Here is a 21,744-nt window from a genome sequence, read left to right on the forward strand (position 1 = left end):
ATCGCGGCCGGTCAACAGCGTACGCCGCGCTCACGTCGGGACGGGCGCCTCGCACACCGCGACGCCCCGCTCCCACAGGCTGCCCAGGACCAGCCGGCCGCCGGTCTCGCACACGCCGGTGACCATGCGGAAGCCGGAGCGGCGGCGGGCCAGGTGGTGGACGACCCGGCCGGTGTCGTCGACCGCGAGCACGCCGATCGTGCCCGTGGGGCGGAAGGGGGCGCGCACGGCGACGCGTGCGGCGGTGCGGCGGACGGCCGGGGCGGCGCGGTGGAGGAGGTCCAGCGGGGGTACGCGCGGGCCGGCCAGCGCCACCCAGATCGGGCCGTCCGGCGCGCCCCGCCAGAGGTTGTCCGGCATGCCCGGCAGGTTCTCGGCGAAGGGCTCGCTCTGCCCGGCGTGCGGTCCGGTGAGCCAGTAGCGGGTGAGGCGGCACTCCCCCGTCTCGGCCACGACGAGGAAGGAGCCGTCGGCGCTCGGCGCGAGTCCGTTGGCGAACTGCAGTCCCTCCAGGAGAACTTCGGGGGTGTCGCTGCCGGGGGCGAGGCGCAGGAGGCGGCCGGTCGCCGTGTGTTCGACGAGGTCGCCGATCCAGTGGTCCAGGGGGTGGCGGCGGCTGCTGACGGTGAAGCAGACGCTGCCGTCGGCGAGGGCGACGACGTTGCTGCAGAACCGCAGCCGCTCCCCCGCCACCGAGTCCGCGAGGACGTCCACGCCGCCGTCGGCGAGGTCGACGCGGAGCAGTCCCCGTTCGGCGTCACAGACCAACAGGGCGTCGTCGGGGAGGAGTTCGAGGCCGAGAGGGCGGCCACCGGTATCGGCGAGCACCTCGCCCCGGGCCTCGGAGCGGGCCTCGGCGGAGTCGGCCAGGCCGTCGAGGCGCAGGATCCGGCCGTCCTCGACGCCGGTCAGCACGCGGCCGTGGGCGTCGGCGACCACGTCCTCCGGGCCCCGGCCGCCGATCGCGACGTAGCGCTGCGGGACGAGTTCGGTGGGACGGTCCATGAACAGCCTCTCCTTCGGTGCGCGACAGCGGCTCCTGCCAGGCACGCACCGTAGTGCGCCCGTCACGGCGACGCGCGCCCGGGTACCCGGACCGTGCCGTGTCATCCACCCAGGTCCACGAGCGGTGTGTCACGGTTTACGAGGAACGTCCCCTGGCCACTCGGTCAGGCGCGCGCAACAGGCGAGAGAGGGTGGTCGTATGTCACGTCCGCCCCGGTGGTGTGCGGACCGGCGCCCCGGTGGAGGGGCCCGTGGCCTACGGCGGCCGCGTTGAACGTCCGGCGCTCCTGGCCACACACAGCCTGGCACCGGCTGGGGCTCGCGGAGCTCTACCGGCGTGGCAAGGAGCTGGAGTTGTTGCACCGCGCGATGGGGTTCGCCGCGCTCTCCCTGGTCACGCTGGCTCCGCTGCTGATCGTGGTGGCGGCCGTCGATCCGCTCGGGCGCGGCGGGTTCGCCCTGTGGCTGGTGGACGGCATGGACCTGTCCGGAAGGTCGGCTCGCGCTCTCTCGCAGGTCTTCACTCCGCCCCGCAAGGTGGTCAGCACGACCAGTGCGCTGAGCGTGGCCCTGCTCGCCGTGTTCGGTGTGGCCTTCGCCGCCAGCGTCCAGAACGGCTACGAGCGGATCTGGCGGCTGCCCGCCGGACCCTGGCACCGGGTGTGGCGCCAGACGGTCTGGCTGATCATGCTCATGGCTTATGTGTACGCGCAGGTACAGACCCGGACTCTGCTGCAGGGCACACCCCGCATCCTGCTGAGCACGGCGGCGGGCGTGCTGTTCTTCTGGTGGGGGCCGCACTTCCTGCTCTGTGAGGTGCGCTGGCGGCATCTGCTGCCCGGCGCTATCGCCACCATGGCGGGGCTGGTCGGGCTGCGCTGGTTCTCGTACCTGGCGTTCACCCCGCTGCTCGTCACGAACGCGATCAGCTACGGTCCCGTCGGGACCGTCCTGGTGGTGGAGTCCTGGCTGGTCGGGGTGGGGTTCGTGGTCTACGGCGGCGCCCTGGTGGGCCGGCTGCTGTGCGAGCGGTTCGGGGATGTCGACGAGCGGGACCGCACGGACGGCGAGCAGCCGAACCGGACGACCGCCGACGAGCCGGGCCGCACGGACGCCAGGGAGCCGGACCGAGCGGCCCCGAAGCGACGGCACCGCGGTCGGGGGTCGTCGGACGCCCCTTCCGCGGACCCTGCACAGCCTGGTGTGTCCGAGTAGCGGCGCCTTGCAGCACACGGCCCGGACAGCCGCGCTACCAGCCCTTCTCGAACATGCGGGCGACCTCGGCGATCCGCATGTCGTCGCGGCGGTAGTACAGACGCCGCCGGATCCGCTTGGTGCGCAGCAGGCCGATGTCCACGAGCAGGCCGAGATGCGTCTCGGCGACCTGGCACGGCACGCCGAGTTTCGCGGCCACGGCGCGTGCGGTGACGCCGTCCTCGGCCGGGTCGCCCTGCCGTTGCTCCGGGAAGTGCGCGACCGGATCCTTCAGCCACTCCAGGATGTCCAGGCGCCTTGCGCTGACGGGAGTCCTCAGCATCTCGCCCCCCTTCCTTCGGGCCGCGTCTTCACGCGTCTTCCCACTGTCCCGCAACCGAATCCGCCGCGCCCCGGACTCCTCGGCCCTTGTCCGGTACCGAACGGCCGTGCGACACAAGGCAGTTCGGCCCGGACGCGGCAGGGCCCGGTCGCAAGCGCGCGGCCGGGCCCTTCGTCACGGATTCAACGAGCTCAGTGGACTCACCGGTGGCTGAACCACGCCATCGACGAGAGCGCCTTGTCGTCGTAGCCGAACAGCGCCTGGTTCTCCCAGCCGTTGCCGGACGAGGCGTCGGTCGGGTCCCAGCCGTTGCCGGAGACGGCGGTCCAGGTCGCCTCCCAGTAGAAGACGCCGAGGCCGCGGCCGTTCGGGACGGCCTCCACGATGCTCGTCACGTCGTTCATCCAGCGGCGCTGCCCGGCCGTGTTCGCCGGATAGCCAGAGACCAGTTCACCGGTGGTGTTGATGATCTCCTCGTGCGAGTCCTCGCTGTCCAGCCGGAACGGGTAGGCCGTCTCGGCGACGAAGACCGGCTTGCCGTAGCGGGAGGCCGCGTCGTCCAGGGTCGTCTGGAAGTCGTAGAGCGATCCGTGCCAGTAGCCGTAGTACGACAGGCCGATCGCGTCGAACTTCACGCCGTTCGCGACCGCGCTGTCGAACCACCAGCGGGTGCCGGACAGGTCACCGCCCTTGGCGAGGTGCAGGGCGACCGTGGTGGACGAGTTGACCGCCTTGACGGCGTCGTAGCCCGAGTTGAGCAGTCCGGCGAGCTGCGACCAGTTGCTCGTGGAGCCCTCGTTCCACAGCATGCCGCCATTGATCTCATTGCCCACCTGGACCATGTCGGCCGTGGTGCCTTGAGCCTTCAACGCGTTCAACACGTCGTACGTGTGGTTGTACACGTCGGTCCTGAGTTGACTGTACGAGTGCCCGGCCCAGGCGGCCGGCTTGCTCTGCGCGCCCGGGTCGGCCCAGGTGTCCGAGTAGTGGAAGTCGACCAGCAGCTTCATGCCGGCCGCCTTGACCCGCTTGGCCGTGGCGAGGACGCGCGTCTTGTTGTTGTAGCCGTCGGCCGGGTTGACCCAGACCTTCAGGCGCGCGTAGTTCATGCCGGCGTTCTTCAGGATGGTGACCGCGTCGCCGGTCGTGCCGGAGCCGTTCCTGTAGACGCCGCCCTTGGCCTCGCTCTTGGCGAGGGAGGAGATGTCGGCACCATGGATCGACGTGCCGCCCGTGCCGGACGCGAAGGTCAGGTCGTCGACATTGATCCAGTTGCCGGCGTTCGCGTCACTGTTGACGCTGACCGTGCACTGGTTGTTGGTCACATTGACCGGCACGACGATACGGATCCAGCCGCTCGCCGAGACGGGAAGGTCGGTACGCTGCTCCGCGCCACCACAGTTCTTCAGCGCTATGTACGCCGAGTTCTGGCCACCGCCGGAGCGGACCCAGGCGGTGAGCTTGTAGTTCCCGTTGGTCAGCCCGGACAGATACTGGTACGTCTCCACCTTGTAGGCGGAGGACGCGTAGTGGGTCAGGCGGTAACTCCCGCCGTGGCCACCGGACTCGGTGAACGATGCGGAGTTCTGCCCGGCCGCCGAGTACGTGGACCAGCCGGCCGGTGTCGCGGTGCCGGTGCCGTCCGACTCGAAGCCGGCGTTGGTGAGCGTGCTCGCCGCCGAGGCGGTCTGGGCGGGCAGGGCGGTGAGGGCGAGCCCGGCTGCGAGCGGCAGCAGCAGGGTCCGCAGGGTGCGTCTGGGATGGAACATCGTCGTCCGTCGTCCCTTCGACGTAAGGGGGGTTGGGGGTGTCCCTCGCCGCCGTGTCGCGAAGCCACCGCGGTGAGGCGCCCCTCCGCCCGCGGCTCGTGGCACGCGCGGGCGGAGGGGAGTCGGCTCAGCCGTCGAGTCGTACGACCCGGACGGCTCCCGCGGGGACCTCGATACGGCCCGCGGCGCGTTCACCGGTCAGCAGTTCGGTACCGGATGCCTCCAGCGGCACCTTGGCGTCCGACGCGGTGTGGTTGAGGACGAACAGGAAGCTGCCCGACTCGCCGGCGCGGCGCACGACCTCCACATCGCGGGGCAGGTCGACACGCGGGGTGACCTGTGCGTCCTCGATCGCCCAGCCCAGCAGCGCGTCCAGGCCCTCGGCGCCCAGGCGGGTGGAGACGTACCAGGCGGTGCCCTCGCCGAGGCGGTGCCGGGTGACAGCGGGGTGGCCGGCGGTCAGGCCGTCGGCGTACGTCCAGACGGTCTCGGCGCCGCGCGGGACGACGAACTCGCTCCACACGTCGCCGCTGAGCTCGGAGCCGTCCGGTCCGGTGACGCGGACCAGCTGGTCCTGGAGGAGCGGAGAGAACTCCTCGACGGTCAGGCCGAGGACGTCCCGCAGCGGCCCGGGGTAGGCGCCCTCGTGCACGGCGTCGTGTTCGTCGACGATGCCGGAGAAGTACGACACGACGAGGGTGCCGCCGTTCTCCACGTACCGGCGCAGATTGCGGCCGGCCGCCTGCGTCATCAGGTACAGCGCGGGGACGACGACAAGGGGATAAGCCGACAAGTCGGCTTCCGGGTGGGCGAAGTCGACCGTGAGGTGGCGGTCGTAGAGCACCTCGTAGAAGGCGTCGGCGCGCTCGCGCGGGTCGTGGTCCTCGCTGGGGCGCCAGTCGAGGTTCTGCGCCCACCAGGAGTGCCAGTCCCACAGCATCGCGACATCGGCCTGGGTGCGGGTGCCGCGTACGGTGCTCAACGAGTCGAGGGCGGCACCGAGTTCGACGACCTCGCGCCACACGCGCGTGTCCGTGCCGCCGTGCGGGAGCATCGCCGAGTGGAACTTCTCGGCGCCGCGCCGGGACTGCCGCCACTGGAAGAACATGGCGCCCTCGGAGCCGCGCGCCACATGGGCGAGGGAGTTGCGGGCCATCTGGCCGGGGGCCTTGGCCGGGTTGCGGGCCTGCCAGTTGACGCCCGAGGTGGAGTGCTCCAGGAGGATCCAGGGGGCTCCCCCGGCCACCGAGCGGGTGAGGTCGGCGGCCATCGCGAGGTTCACGTGGGTGCGGCGGCCGTCGGTGATCAGGTAGTGGTCGTTGGTGACGATGTCGACCTCACGGCCCCAGGCCCAGTAGTCGACGGAGTCGCACTGACTCAGGGCCGTCATGAAGTTGGTCGTGACGGGGACGCCCGGCGAGAGGCGGTGCAGGATGTCCCGCTCCATCCGGAAGTTCTCGCGCATGGTGGCGTCGGCGAACCGCTTGTAGTCCAGCGCCTGGGCCGGGTTGACGGCCGTGGGTGTCGCGCGCGGCGGGTTGATCTGCTCGAAATCGGCGTAGCGCTGGCCCCAGAAGGCGGTGCCCCAGGCCGCGTTGACCGCGTCGACCGTCTCGTACGTCGACTCCAGCCAGCGGCGGAAGTGCGCGGCGCAGGAGTCGCAGTAGCAGGCGGAGACGGGGACGCCGTACTCGTTGTGCACGTGCCACATCGCGAGCGCCGGGTGGGCGCCGTAGCGCTCGGCGAGCTTGGTGCTGATGTTCGCGGCGGCCGCGCGGTAGTCGGTGTTGCTGTGGCAGATGGCGCCGCGGGAGCCGAACGCGTGGCGCACACCCTCCGGCGTGACCGGCAGGGCCTCGGGGTGGGCACGGTAGAACCAGGCCGGCGGGCAGACGGTGGGCGTTCCCAGGTCGACGCGGATGCCGTTCTCGTGCAGCAGGTCGAACAGGCGGTCCAGCCAGCCGAAGTCGTACGCCCCGGGTGCGGGCTCCAGCAGGGCCCAGGAGAAGATCCCGACACTCACCATCGTGACGCCGGCCTCGCGCATCAGCCGGACGTCCTCCTGCCAGACGCTTTCCGGCCACTGCTCGGGGTTGTAGTCCCCACCGAAGGCGAGCCTGGTGAGGCCCCTGGGGGTGGTCTCCGGCATGGATCTCTCCCGTTTAATCGATCATTTGGGAACGTGCACACACCGGATCGGCGGTGCGAGCCCAACATAACCGCACAGCAACAACCATTGACAAGTGTCCGGGATGTTTCTCTACTGTGAACGCTCACAGAAGCATGGCGGGCCCTCGCAGCAGGCGGGGGCCCCAGGTCAGGGGAGAGATCCATGCCCATCACGAAGCGTCGGCGACTCGTTCTCAGAAGCGCGGCCACCTGCGTCGCCGCCGCCCTCGGCGCCACCGCCCTCGCCGCCTGCGGCTCCGAAGACGCCGGGGAGGACTCCTCGGGGCCGGTCTCGCTGACGTACTGGACCTGGACGCCCGGCATGGACAAGGTCGTCGACCTGTGGAACAAGGGCCCGGGCAAGAAGGACCAGATCACGGTCACGGTGAAGAAGCAGGCGTCCGGCGACACGCTGGTCACCAAGATCCTCACCGCGCACAAGGCCGGCAAGGGTCCCGACCTGGTCCAGGCCGAGTACCAGGCGCTGCCGACGCTGGTCAGCAATGACGCGGTCGCGGACATAGCGGGCGAGGTCGGTGACGCGAAGGGCAAGTTCGCCGAGGGTGTGTGGCAGCAGACCACGCTGGGCACGGACGCGGTCTACGCGGTCCCGCAGGACATCGGGCCGATGATGTTCTACTACCGCCAGGACCTCTTCAAGAAGTACGGCCTGAAGGTCCCGGCCACCTGGGAGGAGTTCGCCGAGACCGCCCGCGCGCTGAAGAAGAAGGCCCCGGACAAGGACCTGACCACCTTCTCCGCCAACGACTCCGGCCTGTTCGCGGGTCTCGCCCAGCAGGCCGGCGCCCAGTGGTGGACGACCTCCGGCGACAAGTGGAAGGTCGGCATCGACGACGCCGCCTCCCAGAAGGTGGCCAGGTTCTGGGGCGACCTCGTCAAGGAGGGCGCCGTCGACGACCAGCCGATGTACACGCCGGCCTGGAACAAGGCGCTCAACACCGGCAAGCAGATCGCCTGGGTCAGCGCCGTGTGGGCCCCGGGCACCCTGACCACGGCCGCGCCCGACACCAAGGGCAAGTGGGCCATGGCCCCGCTCCCCCAGTGGTCGCAGTCGGAGAACGTCACCGGCAGCTGGGGCGGCTCCTCCACCGCCGTCACCACCGACTCCGAGAACAAGGCGGCCGCCGCCAAGTTCGCCGCCTGGCTCAACACCGACGGCGACGCCCTCAACGCGCTGGCCAAGGAGAGCGGCATCTACCCGGCCTCCACGTCGGCCCAGCTCAGCGGCGCCTTCACCACACCGCCGGACTACTTCTCCAACCAGCCCGACTTCTACGCGAAGGCCGCCGAGATCGCCGAGTCCACGGCTCCGTCGGCCTGGGGCCCGAACGTGAACGTCGCCTACACGACCTTCAAGGACGCCTTCGGCAAGGCCGCCAAGGACAAGTCGGACTTCGTCGCCGCCCTGACGGCCATGCAGGACGACACGGTCGCCGACCTCAAGAAGCAGGGCTTCGAGGTCTCCGAGTGACCAGCACAAGCCGGAGGGCGTACGGGGTGAAGGGGGCCCCGTACGCCCACCCGTCTCCCACCACCACCATCAAACGAGCGCGAAGCGCCCCCTACTTCTTCCTCCTCCCAGCGACGCTCCTCTTCCTGCTCTTCTTCGCACTGCCCATCGGCTACGCGGTCTGGCTCAGCTTCCACAAGGTGAAGGTCTCCGGGCTCGGCCTGGGCGCCGGTGCCCGCAAGGAGGTCTGGGCCGGGCTGGAGAACTACACCGACGCCCTCACCGACAGCGAACTGGTCGACGGCGCGCTGCGCGTGCTCGGCTACGGCTGCATCGTGGTGCCGGTGATGCTCGGGCTCGCCCTCCTCTTCGCGCTGATGCTCGACTCCGGCAAGGTGCGGCTCGCGCCCTTCACCCGGCTCGCGATCTTCCTGCCGTACGCCATCCCCGGCGTCGTGGCCGCGCTGCTGTGGGGCTTCCTGTATCTGCCGGACGTCAGCCCCTTCTACTACGTGCTGGAGAGGCTGGGGCTGCCGCAGCCGGACCTGCTGGACGGCGGTCCGCTGTACCTCGCCCTCTCCAACATCGCGGTATGGGGCGGCACCGGCTTCAACATGATCGTCATCTACACCTCGCTGCAGGCGATCCCGGCCGAGGTGTACGAGGCGGCCAGGCTGGACGGGGCCACGCCGCTGCAGATCGCGCTGAGGATCAAGATCCCGATGGTGGCGCCCTCGCTGGTGCTGACCTTCTTCTTCTCGATCATCGCCACGCTCCAGGTGTTCAGCGAGCCGACCACCCTCAAGCCGCTCACCAACTCCGTGTCCACCACCTGGAGTCCGCTGATGAAGGTGTACCAGGACGCCTTCGGCAAGGGCGACATCTACGCGGCGGCCGCCCAGGCCACGATCATCGCCCTCGCGACGCTGCTGCTGTCCTTCGGCTTTCTGCGGGCCGCGAACCGTCGGAACAAGCGGGACGTCAGTCAAGGAGGGGCGCGATGAGTGCTCTTGCCGTCGGCAAGGCCGACACAGCCGCGGGCGCCACGCCCGGCACCGCGCGGAGCCGGCCACCACTGCGCCACCGGATCGCGCTGATCCCGACGGTCACGCTGCTGCTCGGCGCGCTCTACTGCCTGCTGCCCGTGGCCTGGGTGGTGATCGCGGCGACCAAGTCCGGCAGTGAGCTGTTCTCCACGTTCACCTTCCTGCCGGGCACGGGCTTCGCCGACAACTTCGCGGACCTGAGCGCCTACCGCGACGGCGTGTACTGGGAGTGGATGGGCAACTCCGCCCTGTACGCCGGCCTCGGCGCGCTGCTGTCGGCGGTCGTCTCGGCGTTCAGCGGCTACGCGCTGGCGATCTACCGCTTCCCCGGTCGCGAGACGCTCTTCAACGTGCTGCTGGCGGGAGTGCTGATGCCGCCGGTCATCCTCGCCATCCCGCAGTACCTGCTGCTGGCGAAGGTGGACCTCACCGACTCGTACCTGGGCGTGCTGCTGCCGCAGCTCCTCTCGCCGTACGGCGTCTACCTCTCGCGGATCTACGCGGCGGCCGCCGTCCCCGCCGATGTGGTGGAGGCCGGGCGGATGGACGGGGCGAGCGAGTGGCGGATCTTCACGCGGGTCGCGCTGCCGATGATGGTGCCCGGCATGGTGACGGTGTTCCTGTTCCAGTTCGTGGCGATCTGGAACAACTTCCTGCTGCCGTACATCATGCTCAGCGACGACGAGAAGTTCCCGATCACGCTGGGTCTGTTCACGCTTCTCGAACAGGGTGCCAACACGCCCGCGCTGTACACGCTGGTGATCACCGGAGCGTTCCTCGCGGTCCTCCCCCTGGTCGTGCTCTTCCTGGTCATCCAGCGGTTCTGGAGCCTCGATCTGCTCTCCGGAGCCGTAAAGTCATGACCATGAGCAACACGGGGGGCCGACGCAGACCGCCGACGATCCACGACGTGGCGCGCGAGGCCGGAGTCTCACGGGGCACGGTCTCGCGGGTGCTCAACGGCGGGCACTACGTCAGCCCGACCGCTCAGGAGGCGGTCAACGCGGCGATCCGCAAGACGGGTTACGTCGTCAACCGGCACGCCCGCTCGCTGATCACGGGGCGTTCGGACTCGGTCGGCTTTCTGCTGACCGAGCCGCAGGAGCGGTTCTTCGAGGACCCCAACTTCAATGTGCTGCTGCGTGGTTGCACCCAGGCGCTGGCCGCGCACGACATCCCGCTGCTGCTGATGCTGGCGGGTACGCAGGACGAACGGCGGCGCATCACGCGGTACATCACGGCCGGTCATGTCGACGGGGTGCTGCTGGTGTCCAGCCACTCCGGTGACCCGGTGGCGGAGGAGTTGCGTGAGGCGGGTGTGCCGCTGGTGGCCTGTGGCAAGCCCATCGGGCTCGGCTCCAAGGTCAGTTATGTGGCGGCGGACGACCGGGACGGTGCCCGGGACATGGTGCGCCACCTGCTGTCCGTCGGGCGCCGCCGGGTCGGTGTGGTCACCGGTCCACTGGACACCCCCGGCGGTGTGGAGCGGCTCGCCGGCTACAAGGAGGTGCTCGCCGAGGCGGGTATCGGGTTCGACGACCGGCTCGTCGTGTCCGGCGACTACAGCCGGGCCAGCGGTGAGGCGGGCGCCGAGCGGCTGCTGGCGCAGGCGCCGGACCTGGACGCGGTGTTCGTCGCGTCCGACCTGATGGCACAGGGCGTGCTGACGGCTCTGGAGCGGGCCGGACGCCGGGTGCCGCAGGACGTCTCGGTCGGCGGCTTCGACGACTCCTCCGCCGCGCTCGCCGCCCGCCCCCAGCTCACGACGATCCGGCAGCCCTACGACCGCATCAGCGCCGAGATGGTGCGGGTGCTGCTCGCGCAGATAGGCGGGGAGGACCCGGCGGCGGTGATCCTTCCGACGGAGCTGGTGAAGCGGGCGTCTACGTAGCGGCGCGAGCGGGCCGCGAGGGCGCGCCGCACGGTCATCCGGCCGTGGGCGCGCCCTCGGTGTGCGACCGGTCAGGAATCGAGAAGCCGTCCGCCGCTCCTCGCCCTAGCGTGAAACCACCGGCGAAACCGTCGGCGCGCACTTCACGTCAGGAGCAGGCCATGACCGCCGGAGTCACCACGATCATCTACCCCGTCAAGGACCTCGACGGGACGAAGGCCCTGTTCAGGGCCCTGCTGGGCACGGAACCGTATGCGGACGAGCCGTACTACGTCGGATTCAAGGACGCCGGGCAGGACGTCGGCCTGGACCCCAACGGCCACGCGAAGGGCATGACCGGCCCGGTCCCCTACTGGCACGTCGACGACATCAGGACGACCCTCGCGGCCCTGCTGGAAGCGGGTGCCGAGACGCTCCAGGACGTCCACGACGTCGGTGGCGGCAGGCTCATCGCCTCCGTGAAGGACGCCGACGGCAATCTCGTGGGACTGCTCCAGGACCCGACCGGCTGAGACGCCCCGAGCATTCTCTTGCGCGCGCACTAGTTGCACAGTCAATGAATGGCCGGATCGGTGCTACCGTGCCTGGTATGGCAGTGAAGACGCCCGACACCGGGCTCGAGGACCGGTGGCGGGACATCCTCTCCGTGCACGCGCGCACGATGTGCGAGATCGACCGCGCACTGCACCCGCACGGCCTCGGCGCGAGCGACTTCGAGGTGCTCGACATCCTCGCGGTGGCGACGCCCGAGGAGGGCGGGCAGTGCCGGGTGCAGAACCTGGTCGGACGGGTCCATCTCAGTCAGAGCGCCCTGTCCCGGCTCATCGGGCGGCTGGAGAAGGACGGCCTGGTGGAGCGTTCCGTCTGCGCGGAGGACCGGCGCGGCGTCTACGTCACGCTCACTCACAAGGGCCGTGATCTGCACGCGGAGGTCCTGCCGCTGCAACGCGACGTACTGGCCCGCATGCTGAGCGGCTGACACCGGGCGGCTGCTGCACGGCCGGCAGCCTCGCGGCACTGGCCCGGCACCCGCACGCCCGCCGGTGGGCCGTCATCCCACGGGAGATCCGGGCCGTTTCGGAAACGGCATGCCGTGCCCGTCCTCACCATCGCGCACGCTGCGGGCGAGATCTTCGCGCTGGCACCGCGGCTGGGCGGGACCGGTGGCGCATGCCGTGCAGCGACGGCTGAAGGAGACAAGGGGATGAGCGGCGGCACCGGTGCCGCCGCTCATCCCCTTCGGGTCGTCCGTCGCGCAGGCGGTCGGGCTAGGGCCGGGCCAGCAGGGTCCGCACTCCCTCCGACGTCAGGGTCAGTGGCTGTGAGGAGCCGGCGTCTATCGTCAGGGCCAGGTCGTCGGCCGGCCACTGCGAGGCGAGTGCGCCCAGCGGAACGAGCCGGTAGCGGGAGACGAAGGGCAGCAGCTCGGCCATCGCGGGCTCGGAGGTGAAGACCGGGACGACGGGCTCGCCGCCCGGTCGTTCGATGACCGGCAGGGCCACGGCGGCGGGGTCGGTGGCGTCCTGGTCGTTGGCGTCGTCGGGGACGGGGACGAGGACGTCGCTGCTCGCGAGCGTGTCCATCGCCGCCATGTCCTCGGTGTTCCCGGCCAGTGCGTCCAGCGCACGCCTGGCCGGTGTGGCGGTGTTCTCGTTCGCTGGTGTCTCCATGACAGATCCCCTGGTAGCGGCGTTTCGTGCGGCCCGCCCGGGGTGTGATCTCCCCGGTGCGGTCCTGCTCGCGTACCCGATCCGGAGTGGAGCATTCCTACGGCTGTCCAGGGGATCTCGGTGGCTCTCGGGGGATCGGCGGAATGTTGCTCGGACGGGAGCGCCGTGCGGTCGCAGCCCACCCCGCGGGCGAGCCGGATCGCCCAGTGCCGGGGGCCGGGCGAAGCGTCGTAGCCTGAAGGGGTAGGGACAGGCTCCCGCCCAGGTGGGCGCGGGAGGCGCGATGCGATACGACGACCGCGGGGCCGCCGGGCGGCTGCTGGCCGAGGGGCTGGCGGAGCTGCGCGGCCGGGATGTGGTGGTGCTCGGGCTGCCCCGGGGCGGGGTGCCCGTGGCGGCCGAGGTGGCCCGCTGGCTCGACGCCCCGCTGGATGTACTGGTGGTGCGCAAGCTGGGTGTGCCCCGGCAACCGGAGTGGGGTTTCGGTGCGATCGGCGAGCACGGGGTCCGCGTCCTGAACCGGGACGTGATCGCCGAGGCCGGGCTGGACACGGCGGAGCGGGATTCCGTCGAGGCGGCCGAGCGGGCCGAGCTGGAGCGGCGTGTGCGGAGTTACCGGCAGGGGCGGCCCGCGCTGCCCGTTGCCGGGCGTACCGCCCTCGTGGTGGACGACGGGCTGGCCACGGGTGCCACCGCCGAGGTGGCCTGTCGGGTCGTACGGGGCCAGGGCGCGGCCCGGGTCGTGCTCGCGGTGCCGGTGGGGCCGGCCCACACCGTCGCCCGGCTGCGCGGGGTGGCGGACGACGTCGTCTGCCCGCGGACGCCGCAGGTGCTCGGCTCGGTGGGGGCCTGGTACCGGAACTTCGCGCAGACCTCGGACGCCGAGGTCACCTCCCTGCTCGCGGTGGCCGCCGTCCCGGCGCGAGGCGCTCCCGCCGCCGCCGGGCCGCCGAACCGCGAGGTGCGGATCCCGGCCGCCGGGGCCCGGCTGGGCGCCCGCCTGGTCGTGCCGGACGAGGCGCCGGCCGCGGTGGCGTTCGCGCACGGCAGCGGCAGCGGCCGGCACAGCCCGCGCAACCAGTACGTCGCCGGCGCCCTCAACCGCGCGGGCCTGGCCACGCTGCTGCTCGACCTGCTCACGGACGACGAGGCGCACGACCGGCACAACGTCTTCGACATCTTCCTGCTCGCCCGTCGGCTGCACGCCGCGTCCGTGTGGCTGCGCGGTGAGACCGGCCTGCCCGTCGCCTACTTCGGGGCCAGCACCGGAGCGGCCGCGGCGCTGGAGGCGGCCGCTCTGTCCGGCTCCGAGGTCCGCTCGGTCGTCTCCCGCGGCGGCCGGCCGGACCTGGCGACTCCGGCGGCGCTGACCCGCCTTCGGGCCCCGACCCTGCTCATCGTCGGCAGCCGCGACACCCAGGTGCTCAGCCTCAACCGCCTCGCCGCCGACCGGATGCACTGTGAGCACCGGATCGCCGTGGTGCCCGGCGCCACCCATCTCTTCGAGGAACCCGGAACCCTCACGACCGTCGCGGAGCTGGCCCGCGACTGGTTCACGGCCCACGCCGGCCGACCCACCACGGGTACGTCGGGTACGCCGGGTGCACCACCACGCCGTTCGGCGTGAAGAACACCCTTGCGACCACGCTCTCACGGCTTGTCGCGGACCGTTCGGAGGCCCTGGTTCCGCCGACCTCGGGGGCCATGGAGATTATGTGCAGAACATATGCCTAAACTCTGCCTCCTGTACGGAGAGGGACCCCTACGTGAGTCAACCGAACGGCCCCGTCTGCCCGGAGTGCGGTACACCCCGGGCCTCGGACGCAACTCCCGCCTGCTCCTGCGCCCACCGCGCGTCCGAGGCCCACCGCGACGCGCGCACGGCGGAGGCGGCGGCCGCGGAGGACTTCGATCCGCTACGGATACGCCCGTTCGTGGAGCTGGGTGAAGAGCCCGGGACGGCTGTCACCGCTGGAACGGCTGGAGCGACCAGGGCTGCGGAGGCCGAAGTCCCGCACGAATCACGGGACTTGGCGGCCACGGACGACGCCGCCATCCCCGCATCCACGCCCACGCCCACGCCCACAGCAGCGACGGTGCGCGGCGAGGCGCCGCTCCTCGACGCGGACGTCCGGCACAGCCCCCGGCGCGGACAGCGCACCCTGCTGGTCACCGGGGCGGGCGCCGCTCTGGCCGTCCTGCTGACCGGGGCGTACCTGGGCGGGCTGTTCCTGTACGACAGCCCCTCACGGGACGATTCCGTCTCGGACGACGTCCGGGCACCCGTCCCGGACGGCTCCACCGAGTCCGGCACCTCCCCGGAGGGCCGGTCCGCCGGTACGGCGTCCGTGTCACCGTCCCCGAGCCCTACGTCATCGCCCACCGCACCCGCGACCGACAGCTCCGCCCGGCCGGCCGACTCCCCCGCCGCCCCGACCGCGGCCCCCTCCAGCGCGGGCGCCACCACCGGCGCCGCGCCCGAGCCGACCGACGCGCAAGGGCAGCCCCCGGTCCTCCGACTCGGCGACCAGGGACCCGAGGTCACCGAACTCCAGCTCCGGCTCCGCCAGATCGGCCACTACGCCAAAGACGCCGACGGCGACTACGACCGCGAGGTCGAGAGCGCGGTACGCGCCTACCAGCTCACCCGAGTCGTCCTCGGCGACGAGTCCGGCGTCTACGGCACGGCGACCCGGGAGTCACTCGAATCCGAGACCTCCCAGCCGTGAGTGCCCGCCGAGCAGGGCCAGGCGCCTCACGGCGTCCCCATCAGCAGTTCCGCGACCGTCGTCACCCGGATCAACGGCCGGTACAGGTCCAGCGCCTGGAGCGCCCTGGTGTGCGAGGCGTCGTCCGCGCCCGCGCAGGCGTCGGCGACGACCAGTACCTCGACGCCCGCGTCGGCGGCTGCCAGGGCGGTCGACAGGACGCAGCAGTCGGTGCTGACGCCGGTCAGGACCAGGCGGCCTTCCGCGGTGGCGCGTCGGGAGAGTTCCGGGGTCCATTTGCCGAAGGTGGGGGCGTCCAGTACGTGGCGTGCGTGGGGCGCGAACTCGTCCGTCAGTCGCCAGAGTCGGGCCCCCGGGGGTCGCAGGGCGAAGGGCCACTGCTCGTAGTACGTCCGCCAGGCGCCTTCCGGTGTGCCGGGTGCCACGAAACGGGTGAACGTGACCCGGTCGCCGAAGCGGCAGCAGGCGTCGTACGCCTGTCGCCGCTTCGGCGAATCGTGGGGTCGCCCAGGGGCTGTCGGGGTCGGCGAAGACGCGTTGCATGTCGACGACGGCGAGCAACCCGGTGGTCATGGCGTCGCCCCTTCGTCCGGGGCCTCGTCCGCCGTCGGACCGGGTGCCTGTGCCTCCTGTTCGCGGACTCGGCCGCGCCGCAGCAGCAGAGCGCCCAGGAAGCCGAGCGCGAGGGCTGCCAGGACGCCGAGGTTGGCGTAGGCCCAGGCGCCGGACCTGCCGCCCAGGCCCAGGGGGCCGAGCAGATAGCCCTGCCAGTCCAGCCAGTTCGCCGTCGAGTTGGTGACCAGGCCCCAGCCGAGGGCGGTGGCCGTGAGGGTGAGGAGCAGCGGGGTCAGGGGTACGTCGCCGTAGCGGCCGGACGGGCGGTAGAGGTCGGGCTCGTCGTAGGCGCGGCGGCGCAGGGCCAGGTCGGCGAGCATGATGCCGCACCAGGCGGCGATGGGGACACCGAGGGTGGTGAGGAAGCCCATGAACGGGCCGAGGAAGTCGTCGGCGACGAACACGATGTAGATCGAGCCCAGGATCATGAGTACGCCGTCGAGCAGCGCGGCCACAGGGCGCGGCACGCGCAGCCCCGCCGAGAGCAGGGCCAGGCCGGAGGAGTAGATGTCGAGGACGGCGCCGCCCACGAGGCCGAGGACGGCGACGACGGCGAACGGAACCAGGAACCAGGTGGGCAGGATCGTCGTCAGCGCGCCGATCGGGTCGGCGGCGACGGCCGCGTTGAGCTCGGTGGAGGAGGCGGCCAGCAGGAGGCCGAAGACGAGGAGGAGCAGCGGGGCCAGTGAGGCGCCGAAGGTGGTCCAGGCGACCACTCCCCGGCTCGACGCGGTGCGCGGTAGATAGCGGGAGTAGTCGGCGGCGGCGTTGACCCAGCCGAGGCCGAAGCCGGTCATCATGAAGACGAGCGCCCCGATGAACTCCTGGGCGGAGCCCGCCGGTACGGCGCTGACGGTGGACCAGTGGACGTGGTCGGCGACCAGGGCGACGTAGATGAGCGTGAGGACGCCCGTGACGACGGTGATCACGGTCTGGAGCCGCATGATCAGGTCGAAGCCCATGACGCCGACGACGACGGTCAGCGCCCCCACCAGGACGAGGGCGACCACCTTGGTCCCGGTGCCGCCGCCCCAGCCGAGCCGGTCGAACACGGTCGCGGTGGCCAGGGTGGCGAGGGCGCAGAGCACGGTCTCCCAGCCGACGGTGAGGACCCAGGAGATCACCGACGGCAGGCGGTTGCCGCGCACCCCGTACGCGGCACGGCCGAGCACCATCGTCGGCGCGGAGCCCCGCTTCCCGGCCACGGCGACGAACCCGCACAGCAGGAACGAGAAGACGATGCCGACGACTCCGGCGGCCAGCGCCTGCCAGAACGAGATCCCGAAGCCGAGCGCGAAGGCACCGTAACTCAGGCCCAGGATCGAGACGTTGGCGCCGAACCAGGGCCAGAACAGGGTGCGGGGCGTGCCTTTGCGCTCGGTCTCGGCGATCACGTCGAGGCCGTGGGTCTCCACCTGGAGCCTTCGGCCCGCGGGTCGGTCGTCGAGGGGGTCCGGGGAGGCGATCATCCCGGCATCGTCGCACCGCTCGTCCCGTCGGGGAAGACGGAGGCCGATCAGCAGACGGGGGCCGGCCAGGGGTCGTCGAGCCGGGCGGCGGGGCTTCCTCAGCCCAGCTTCTTCAGCAGTTCGACGGCGAGGGGGGCGGCGGAGGCGGGGTTCTGGCCGGTGACCAGGTTGCGGTCGACGACCACCTTCGGGGCCCACGGCTCGCCCACCTGGACCTGCACGCCGGCCTCGGTGAGCCGGTCCTCCAGCAGCCACTTGGCCTTGTCGGCGAGACCTCCCTGCGTCTCCTCGGCGTTGGTGAACGCGGCGACCCGGTAGCCGGCGAAGGTGTTGGTGCCGTCGTCCTTGGTGGCGGCGAGCAGCGCGGCGGGGGCGTGGCAGACGACGCCGAGCGGCTTGCCGGACTCCAGGGCGAGGGTCAGCAGCCTGCCGGAGTCGGCGTCGACCGCCAGGTCCTCCATCGGTCCGTGCCCGCCGGGGTAGAACACGGCGGCGTAGTCGTCGAGGTGCACGTCCTGCACGCGGAGCGGCTCCCGCAGCTCCGTCATCGCGGCGAGTACGGCGGCGACCCGGTCGGCGTTCTCCTGGCCGCCGTTGTACTCGGCGGCCAGGCTGCCCCGGTCGACGGGCGGTACGACGCCGCCCGGCGTGGCCACGACGACCTCGTGACCGGCGGCCTTGAACGCCTCGTAAGGGGCGACGGCCTCCTCGGCCCAGAAGCCGGTGGGGTGCTTGGTGCCGTCGGCCAGCGTCCAGTGGTCGGCGCCGGTCATCACGAAAAGGATCTTCGACATGGGGGGCTCTTTCGCGTCGTCAGGTACGTCGGTACCCCGACCGTACGCACGTCCTGCCATTGGAATCCAATAGGCTCACACATATGAGACATAGGGATTTCGATGGGGAGGGGGCGGAGGCGGAGCGCGCTTCGTTCGGCGGTGCGGCGCAGGTCGACCTGAACCTATTGCGCACGTTCCTCGCCGTCTACCGCACCGGCTCCTTCACGGCCGCCGCCCGTCTGCTGGGCCTGTCGCAGCCTACGGTCACCACCCAGATCCGCACGCTGGAGCGGCAGCTGGACCGGGAGCTGTTCCAGCGGCTGGCGCGCGGCGTCGCCCCGTCTGCCCACGCGGACGAACTCGCCGCCCGGATCGTCGAGCCGCTGGACGCCCTCGCCACCGTCACGGGGCCGGGCAGCTCCGCGGACGCCCATCCGGCGGAGCCGGTGCATCTCGCCGGTCCGGCCGAGCTGCTCACCCAACGCGTCATGCCGGCCCTGGCGCCGCTGGTCGACAAGGGCGTACGGCTGCGCATCACGCCCGGCCTGACCGAACCGCTGCTGGAGGAGCTGCGGGCGGGCCGCTACGACCTGATGCTCGCGACCTACCGGCCGCGTGGTCGTGCCCTGGCCTCGCTGGCGCTGATGGACGAGGAGTTCGTGCTGGTCTCGGCTCCCTCCTGGGCGGAGCGCGTCGGCGGACCGGCGCGGATCGCCGCCGACGGACCCGCCGCGCTGCACGGTGTGCCGCTGGTCGCCTACGCGGAGGACGTTCCGATCGTGCGCCGTTACTGGCGTCATGTCTTCGGCAGGCGTCTGGTGTGCAACCCGGCGGTCACCATGCCCGATCTGAACGCGGTCAAGGCGGCCGTGGCGGGCGGCACGGGGTTCAGCGTGCTCCCCCGCTACCTGTGCGCCGCCGAGCTGGCCTCGGGCGCGCTGGTCCTGCTGCACGACCCGGACGACCCGCCCATCAACACCGGCTTCCTGGTCCAGCGCCCGGGCTCGTCCGGCAACCCTCATGTCGCCCTGGTCCGCGACCACCTGCTGGAGACCGCCCGCGCCTGGTGACCCCCGCCGCTCAGCCGCCGCCGGGCCGCAGCGCGTGCGTGCGCAGCGCCAGGAGTGCCTCGAACCGGAAACGCGGGTCGGCGAGCCGGTCGCCGAACAGCGTCTCCAGCTGGCGCAGTCGCTTGCGGGCCGTCTGCGGGTGGATGCCCAGCGCCTGGGCCACTTCGGGAGCCGTCCGCCCCCAGGACATCAGCAGCGCGTCCAGGGTTTCGGCGAGCCGGTCGGCCCTGCCCGGGGGAAGGTCCGCGAAGACGCCCAGGACCCGCCGACGGATCAACTGCCCGATGGGGGCGCCCCGGAGCAGGTGGAGCTCCGCCAGTTCGTCGTCGACGTGCAGGAAGGCCTCGTCGTCGCCCGACCCCGTCGGCAGCTCCGCACGGCGTTCGAGCGCGAGCCGGGCACACTGGAGCGACAGCCAGGCCTCAGGGGCGGGAACGGCCGGCCCCACGACGGCGACCCGGCCGCGTGCGGCGCCGCGCACCCGTTCGATCAGCCCGCTCGTCCCGGGCTCGGGGACGATCAGGACGAGGTCCCCGCCACGGTTGCCGGAGAGCAGTTCACCGTCCGCGCCGGGCACGGAGAAGATCCCCGCCGACCGCACCACCACGCACGCGACCGCACCGGGCAGCGCCCAGCGGGCACGCTCGGCCAGCGGTTCCAGCGGCGCCCGCTCCTGCCCCCTCGGCGGCTCCAGCAACCGCTCCACCAGGGTCCGGCGGGCACGCTTCACCTCGCCCTCCGAGCGCAGCTGTGCCGCGAGGAAGCCCTTCACCGCCTCGTTGGACAGGGCGTTGATGTGGACCAGCACGGCTTCGTGCAGCGTCAGGACGGTCTCGGGCGGCAGCGATGCCTCCTGCACGATCTCGGCGTACCGCCGGCTGCCCACGCGCGCGCCGACCCGGAACGCGGCCTGAAGACCGTCCGTCGTACGGCCGTTGAGGAACTCGACGCGGCCCAGATGCCGGAAGTGCAGGATGTGGTGGTCCTGCGGGCTGTCGGGGTCCTCGATCAGCTCCGCGAACTGCCGCACGGCCCGGCGGATCGACTCGGTCAGGTCGCGGCCGACGGCGGAGTCGAGCGAGCGGCGGTAGGCACGGACCTCGTCGCGGATCGCCCTCGCCATGTCGGTGACGATGCTTTCGGCCCGGGAGCGGATCAGCGCGGCCAGCGCGGGAGGCAGCTCGTGCCAGGGCTGACGACTGAACATCTCGGCCTGTGACGGCATCGCGGTGACTCCCCCTTTCGGAAAGGTGTCACACCCATGACACCTTTCCCTTCTCCGCTACGGCTTCGCTGGTACGGCTCCCGCGGGCGGCGCGAATGTGGATCCGACGTTACGCGCCAGTAGCTTCCGTGTCTCGCCCTTGTGACCAGGCCGCACGGATCCGCTGCCGCACCCCACGACACCCAGGCAGAGGAGCTCCCCTCATGCGCACTCGCAGACTCCGACGCACCCGGCGCCGACGCCTTCTGACCGCGTCCCTGGCCGGGCTCACCGCGGCCGCCTGTATCGGCGTGGCCGGCGTCGACCGGCCCCAGGCGGTACCGGACACGTCCGACGCCGCGCCGGTGGCGGCCACCGATCCGGTCGGCCCGCCCCAGGACGACTTCCCGTCGGCACTCGCGTACTCCCTCGCCCACCCCACGGCCGTACCGACCGGCGCCAACGACTTCACCTGCCGCCCCGGCGCCGCGCATCCGCGTCCCGTCGTCCTCGTGCACGGCACCATGGAGAACCGCTACGACAACTGGGCGGCCCTGGCTCCGAGGCTCAAGGAGGCCGGGTACTGCGTCTTCGCCCTCAACCACGGCGGCACGTCCGGTGCCCTGCTCGGCACCGGCGACATCGCCGCCTCGGCCCGGCAGCTGGCGGACTTCGTAGACCGGGTCCGGGCCGCCACCGGCGCCGCGAAGGTCGACCTGGTCGGACACTCGCAGGGCGGCATGATGCCGCGCTACTACCTCAAGAACCTCGGCGGCGCGGCCCAGGTCGACAAGCTCGTCGCCCTCACCCCCTCCAACCACGGCACCACGTTCTCGGGCCTGGGCCTCCTCGCGCTGGCCTTCCCCGGCGGCGACGAACTCCTCGGGCGGAACTGCAAGGCGTGCGAGCAGCAGCTCATCGGCTCGGACTTCCTCAGGGAGCTGAACGCGGGTGCCGAGACCGACCCGGACGTCACCTACACGGTGATCACCACCCGGTACGACGAGGTCGTCACCCCGTACACCTCGGCCTATCTCGACGCCGCCCCGAACGTCACCAACGTCACCAACGTCAAGGTCCAGGATCTCTGCCCCGCCGAGCTCACCGAGCACGTCGACATCAGCTACAACGACGTGGCCACGCGCCTCGTCCTGAACACCCTCGACCCGGTCCATGCCCGGCGTCCCGTCTGCTGACGAGAGCGCCCCTGGGGGGGGGGGGGGGAGCGGGGGGGGTTCTGGGGGGGGGGGGGTGAAGGGGGGAACCCCACGTCCCTCTTCCTCAGATCACGGGCGGCCGGCCCAGCCGGCACAGGCCCCACAC

The 21,744-nt window shown here is 71.5% G+C and carries 19 protein-coding genes and 1 pseudogene; 11 read left to right on the forward strand and 9 right to left on the reverse strand.

Going from position 1 to position 21,744, the window contains the following annotated elements:
• Positions 1–30: 30 nt before the first annotated feature.
• The gene (locus ACFU95_RS12460) at positions 31–1,005 is read right to left on the reverse strand and encodes an SMP-30/gluconolactonase/LRE family protein (protein WP_383825740.1); all 975 of its coding nucleotides are present in this window, start codon (positions 1,003–1,005) and stop codon (positions 31–33) included.
• 270 nt (positions 1,006–1,275) lie between these two features.
• On the opposite strand from ACFU95_RS12460, the gene ACFU95_RS12465 reads away from it, so the two are divergent.
• On the forward strand, positions 1,276–2,220 hold the full coding sequence (locus ACFU95_RS12465; protein WP_383825743.1) for a ribonuclease BN: 945 nt from the start codon (positions 1,276–1,278) through the stop codon (positions 2,218–2,220).
• 34 nt (positions 2,221–2,254) lie between these two features.
• Here the strand turns inward: ACFU95_RS12465 and ACFU95_RS12470 are convergent, their stop codons facing one another.
• From ACFU95_RS12470 to ACFU95_RS12480, 3 genes are all read right to left on the reverse strand, one after another.
• Positions 2,255–2,542: an ArsR family transcriptional regulator gene (locus ACFU95_RS12470; RefSeq protein ID WP_383825745.1), complete on the reverse strand. Its 288-nt coding sequence runs from the start codon at positions 2,540–2,542 to the stop codon at positions 2,255–2,257.
• A gap of 200 nt (positions 2,543–2,742) precedes the next feature.
• Entirely contained in the window at positions 2,743–4,311 is a 1,569-nt protein-coding gene (locus ACFU95_RS12475; protein WP_383825747.1) for an arabinogalactan endo-beta-1,4-galactanase, read from the reverse strand.
• Positions 4,312–4,438: 127 nt separating this feature from the next.
• On the reverse strand, positions 4,439–6,460 hold the full coding sequence (locus ACFU95_RS12480) for a beta-galactosidase (protein ID WP_383825750.1): 2,022 nt from the start codon (positions 6,458–6,460) through the stop codon (positions 4,439–4,441).
• Between the two features lie 183 nt (positions 6,461–6,643).
• On the opposite strand from ACFU95_RS12480, the gene ACFU95_RS12485 reads away from it, so the two are divergent.
• The 6 genes from ACFU95_RS12485 (at position 6,644) to ACFU95_RS12510 (ending at position 11,867) form a co-directional block, all read left to right on the forward strand.
• Positions 6,644–7,972: an extracellular solute-binding protein gene (locus ACFU95_RS12485; protein WP_383825752.1), complete on the forward strand. Its 1,329-nt coding sequence runs from the start codon at positions 6,644–6,646 to the stop codon at positions 7,970–7,972.
• Positions 7,969–8,955, forward strand: a complete 987-nt coding sequence (locus tag ACFU95_RS12490) for a carbohydrate ABC transporter permease (protein WP_383825755.1) — start codon at positions 7,969–7,971, stop codon at positions 8,953–8,955. Before ACFU95_RS12485 ends, ACFU95_RS12490 begins: the two co-directional genes overlap by 4 nt.
• Positions 8,952–9,860: a carbohydrate ABC transporter permease gene (locus ACFU95_RS12495; protein ID WP_383825757.1), complete on the forward strand. Its 909-nt coding sequence runs from the start codon at positions 8,952–8,954 to the stop codon at positions 9,858–9,860. Before ACFU95_RS12490 ends, ACFU95_RS12495 begins: the two co-directional genes overlap by 4 nt.
• Complete coding sequence (locus ACFU95_RS12500) at positions 9,857–10,888, forward strand: LacI family DNA-binding transcriptional regulator (protein WP_383825760.1); 1,032 nt, start codon at positions 9,857–9,859, stop codon at positions 10,886–10,888. Before ACFU95_RS12495 ends, ACFU95_RS12500 begins: the two co-directional genes overlap by 4 nt.
• A 161-nt stretch (positions 10,889–11,049) precedes the next feature.
• Positions 11,050–11,400 (forward strand): VOC family protein, encoded by a 351-nt coding sequence (locus tag ACFU95_RS12505; protein WP_383825763.1) that lies wholly within the window; start codon positions 11,050–11,052, stop codon positions 11,398–11,400.
• A 77-nt stretch (positions 11,401–11,477) separates the two neighbouring features.
• Positions 11,478–11,867, forward strand: coding sequence for a MarR family winged helix-turn-helix transcriptional regulator (locus tag ACFU95_RS12510; protein WP_383825767.1), 390 nt, complete (start codon positions 11,478–11,480; stop codon positions 11,865–11,867).
• A gap of 289 nt (positions 11,868–12,156) precedes the next feature.
• Here ACFU95_RS12510 and ACFU95_RS12515 read toward each other — a convergent pair whose 3' ends face one another.
• Positions 12,157–12,558: an SseB family protein gene (locus tag ACFU95_RS12515; RefSeq protein WP_383825769.1), complete on the reverse strand. Its 402-nt coding sequence runs from the start codon at positions 12,556–12,558 to the stop codon at positions 12,157–12,159.
• A gap of 283 nt (positions 12,559–12,841) precedes the next feature.
• Here ACFU95_RS12515 and ACFU95_RS12520 point away from each other — a divergent pair, with 283 nt between their 5' ends.
• Both ACFU95_RS12520 and ACFU95_RS12525 read left to right on the forward strand, forming a co-directional pair.
• Complete coding sequence (locus ACFU95_RS12520) at positions 12,842–14,185, forward strand: phosphoribosyltransferase family protein (RefSeq protein WP_383825771.1); 1,344 nt, start codon at positions 12,842–12,844, stop codon at positions 14,183–14,185.
• 139 nt (positions 14,186–14,324) lie between these two features.
• Positions 14,325–15,287, forward strand: coding sequence for a peptidoglycan-binding protein (locus tag ACFU95_RS12525; RefSeq protein WP_383825774.1), 963 nt, complete (start codon positions 14,325–14,327; stop codon positions 15,285–15,287).
• A 26-nt stretch (positions 15,288–15,313) separates the two neighbouring features.
• Here ACFU95_RS12525 and ACFU95_RS12530 read toward each other — a convergent pair.
• The 3 genes and pseudogenes from ACFU95_RS12530 to ACFU95_RS12540 form a co-directional block, all read right to left on the reverse strand.
• Positions 15,314–15,860 (reverse strand): annotated as a pseudogene (locus ACFU95_RS12530) (cysteine hydrolase family protein).
• A complete protein-coding gene (locus tag ACFU95_RS12535) occupies positions 15,857–17,371 on the reverse strand; it encodes a purine-cytosine permease family protein (RefSeq protein ID WP_383825777.1) in 1,515 nt (504 codons plus the stop codon). Before ACFU95_RS12535 ends, ACFU95_RS12530 begins: the two are co-directional and overlap by 4 nt.
• A gap of 98 nt (positions 17,372–17,469) precedes the next feature.
• Positions 17,470–18,165, reverse strand: a complete 696-nt coding sequence (locus ACFU95_RS12540; protein WP_383825780.1) for a type 1 glutamine amidotransferase domain-containing protein — start codon at positions 18,163–18,165, stop codon at positions 17,470–17,472.
• A gap of 83 nt (positions 18,166–18,248) precedes the next feature.
• On the opposite strand from ACFU95_RS12540, the gene ACFU95_RS12545 reads away from it, so the two are divergent.
• The gene (locus tag ACFU95_RS12545) at positions 18,249–19,217 is read left to right on the forward strand and encodes a LysR family transcriptional regulator (RefSeq protein ID WP_383825783.1); all 969 of its coding nucleotides are present in this window, start codon (positions 18,249–18,251) and stop codon (positions 19,215–19,217) included.
• A 10-nt stretch (positions 19,218–19,227) separates the two neighbouring features.
• Here the strand turns inward: ACFU95_RS12545 and ACFU95_RS12550 are convergent, their stop codons facing one another.
• Positions 19,228–20,442 (reverse strand): helix-turn-helix domain-containing protein, encoded by a 1,215-nt coding sequence (locus tag ACFU95_RS12550; protein WP_383825786.1) that lies wholly within the window; start codon positions 20,440–20,442, stop codon positions 19,228–19,230.
• A gap of 203 nt (positions 20,443–20,645) precedes the next feature.
• On the opposite strand from ACFU95_RS12550, the gene ACFU95_RS12555 reads away from it, so the two are divergent.
• Positions 20,646–21,617 carry an esterase/lipase family protein gene (locus ACFU95_RS12555; RefSeq protein WP_383825789.1) on the forward strand — a complete coding sequence of 324 codons (972 nt, stop codon included), beginning with the start codon at positions 20,646–20,648 and terminating at the stop codon, positions 21,615–21,617.
• Positions 21,618–21,744 lie beyond the last annotated feature (127 nt).

The organism is Streptomyces sp. NPDC057623 (genome assembly GCF_042800355.1).
In the GTDB taxonomy this organism is placed as follows: Bacteria; Actinomycetota; Actinomycetes; order Streptomycetales; family Streptomycetaceae; genus Streptomyces.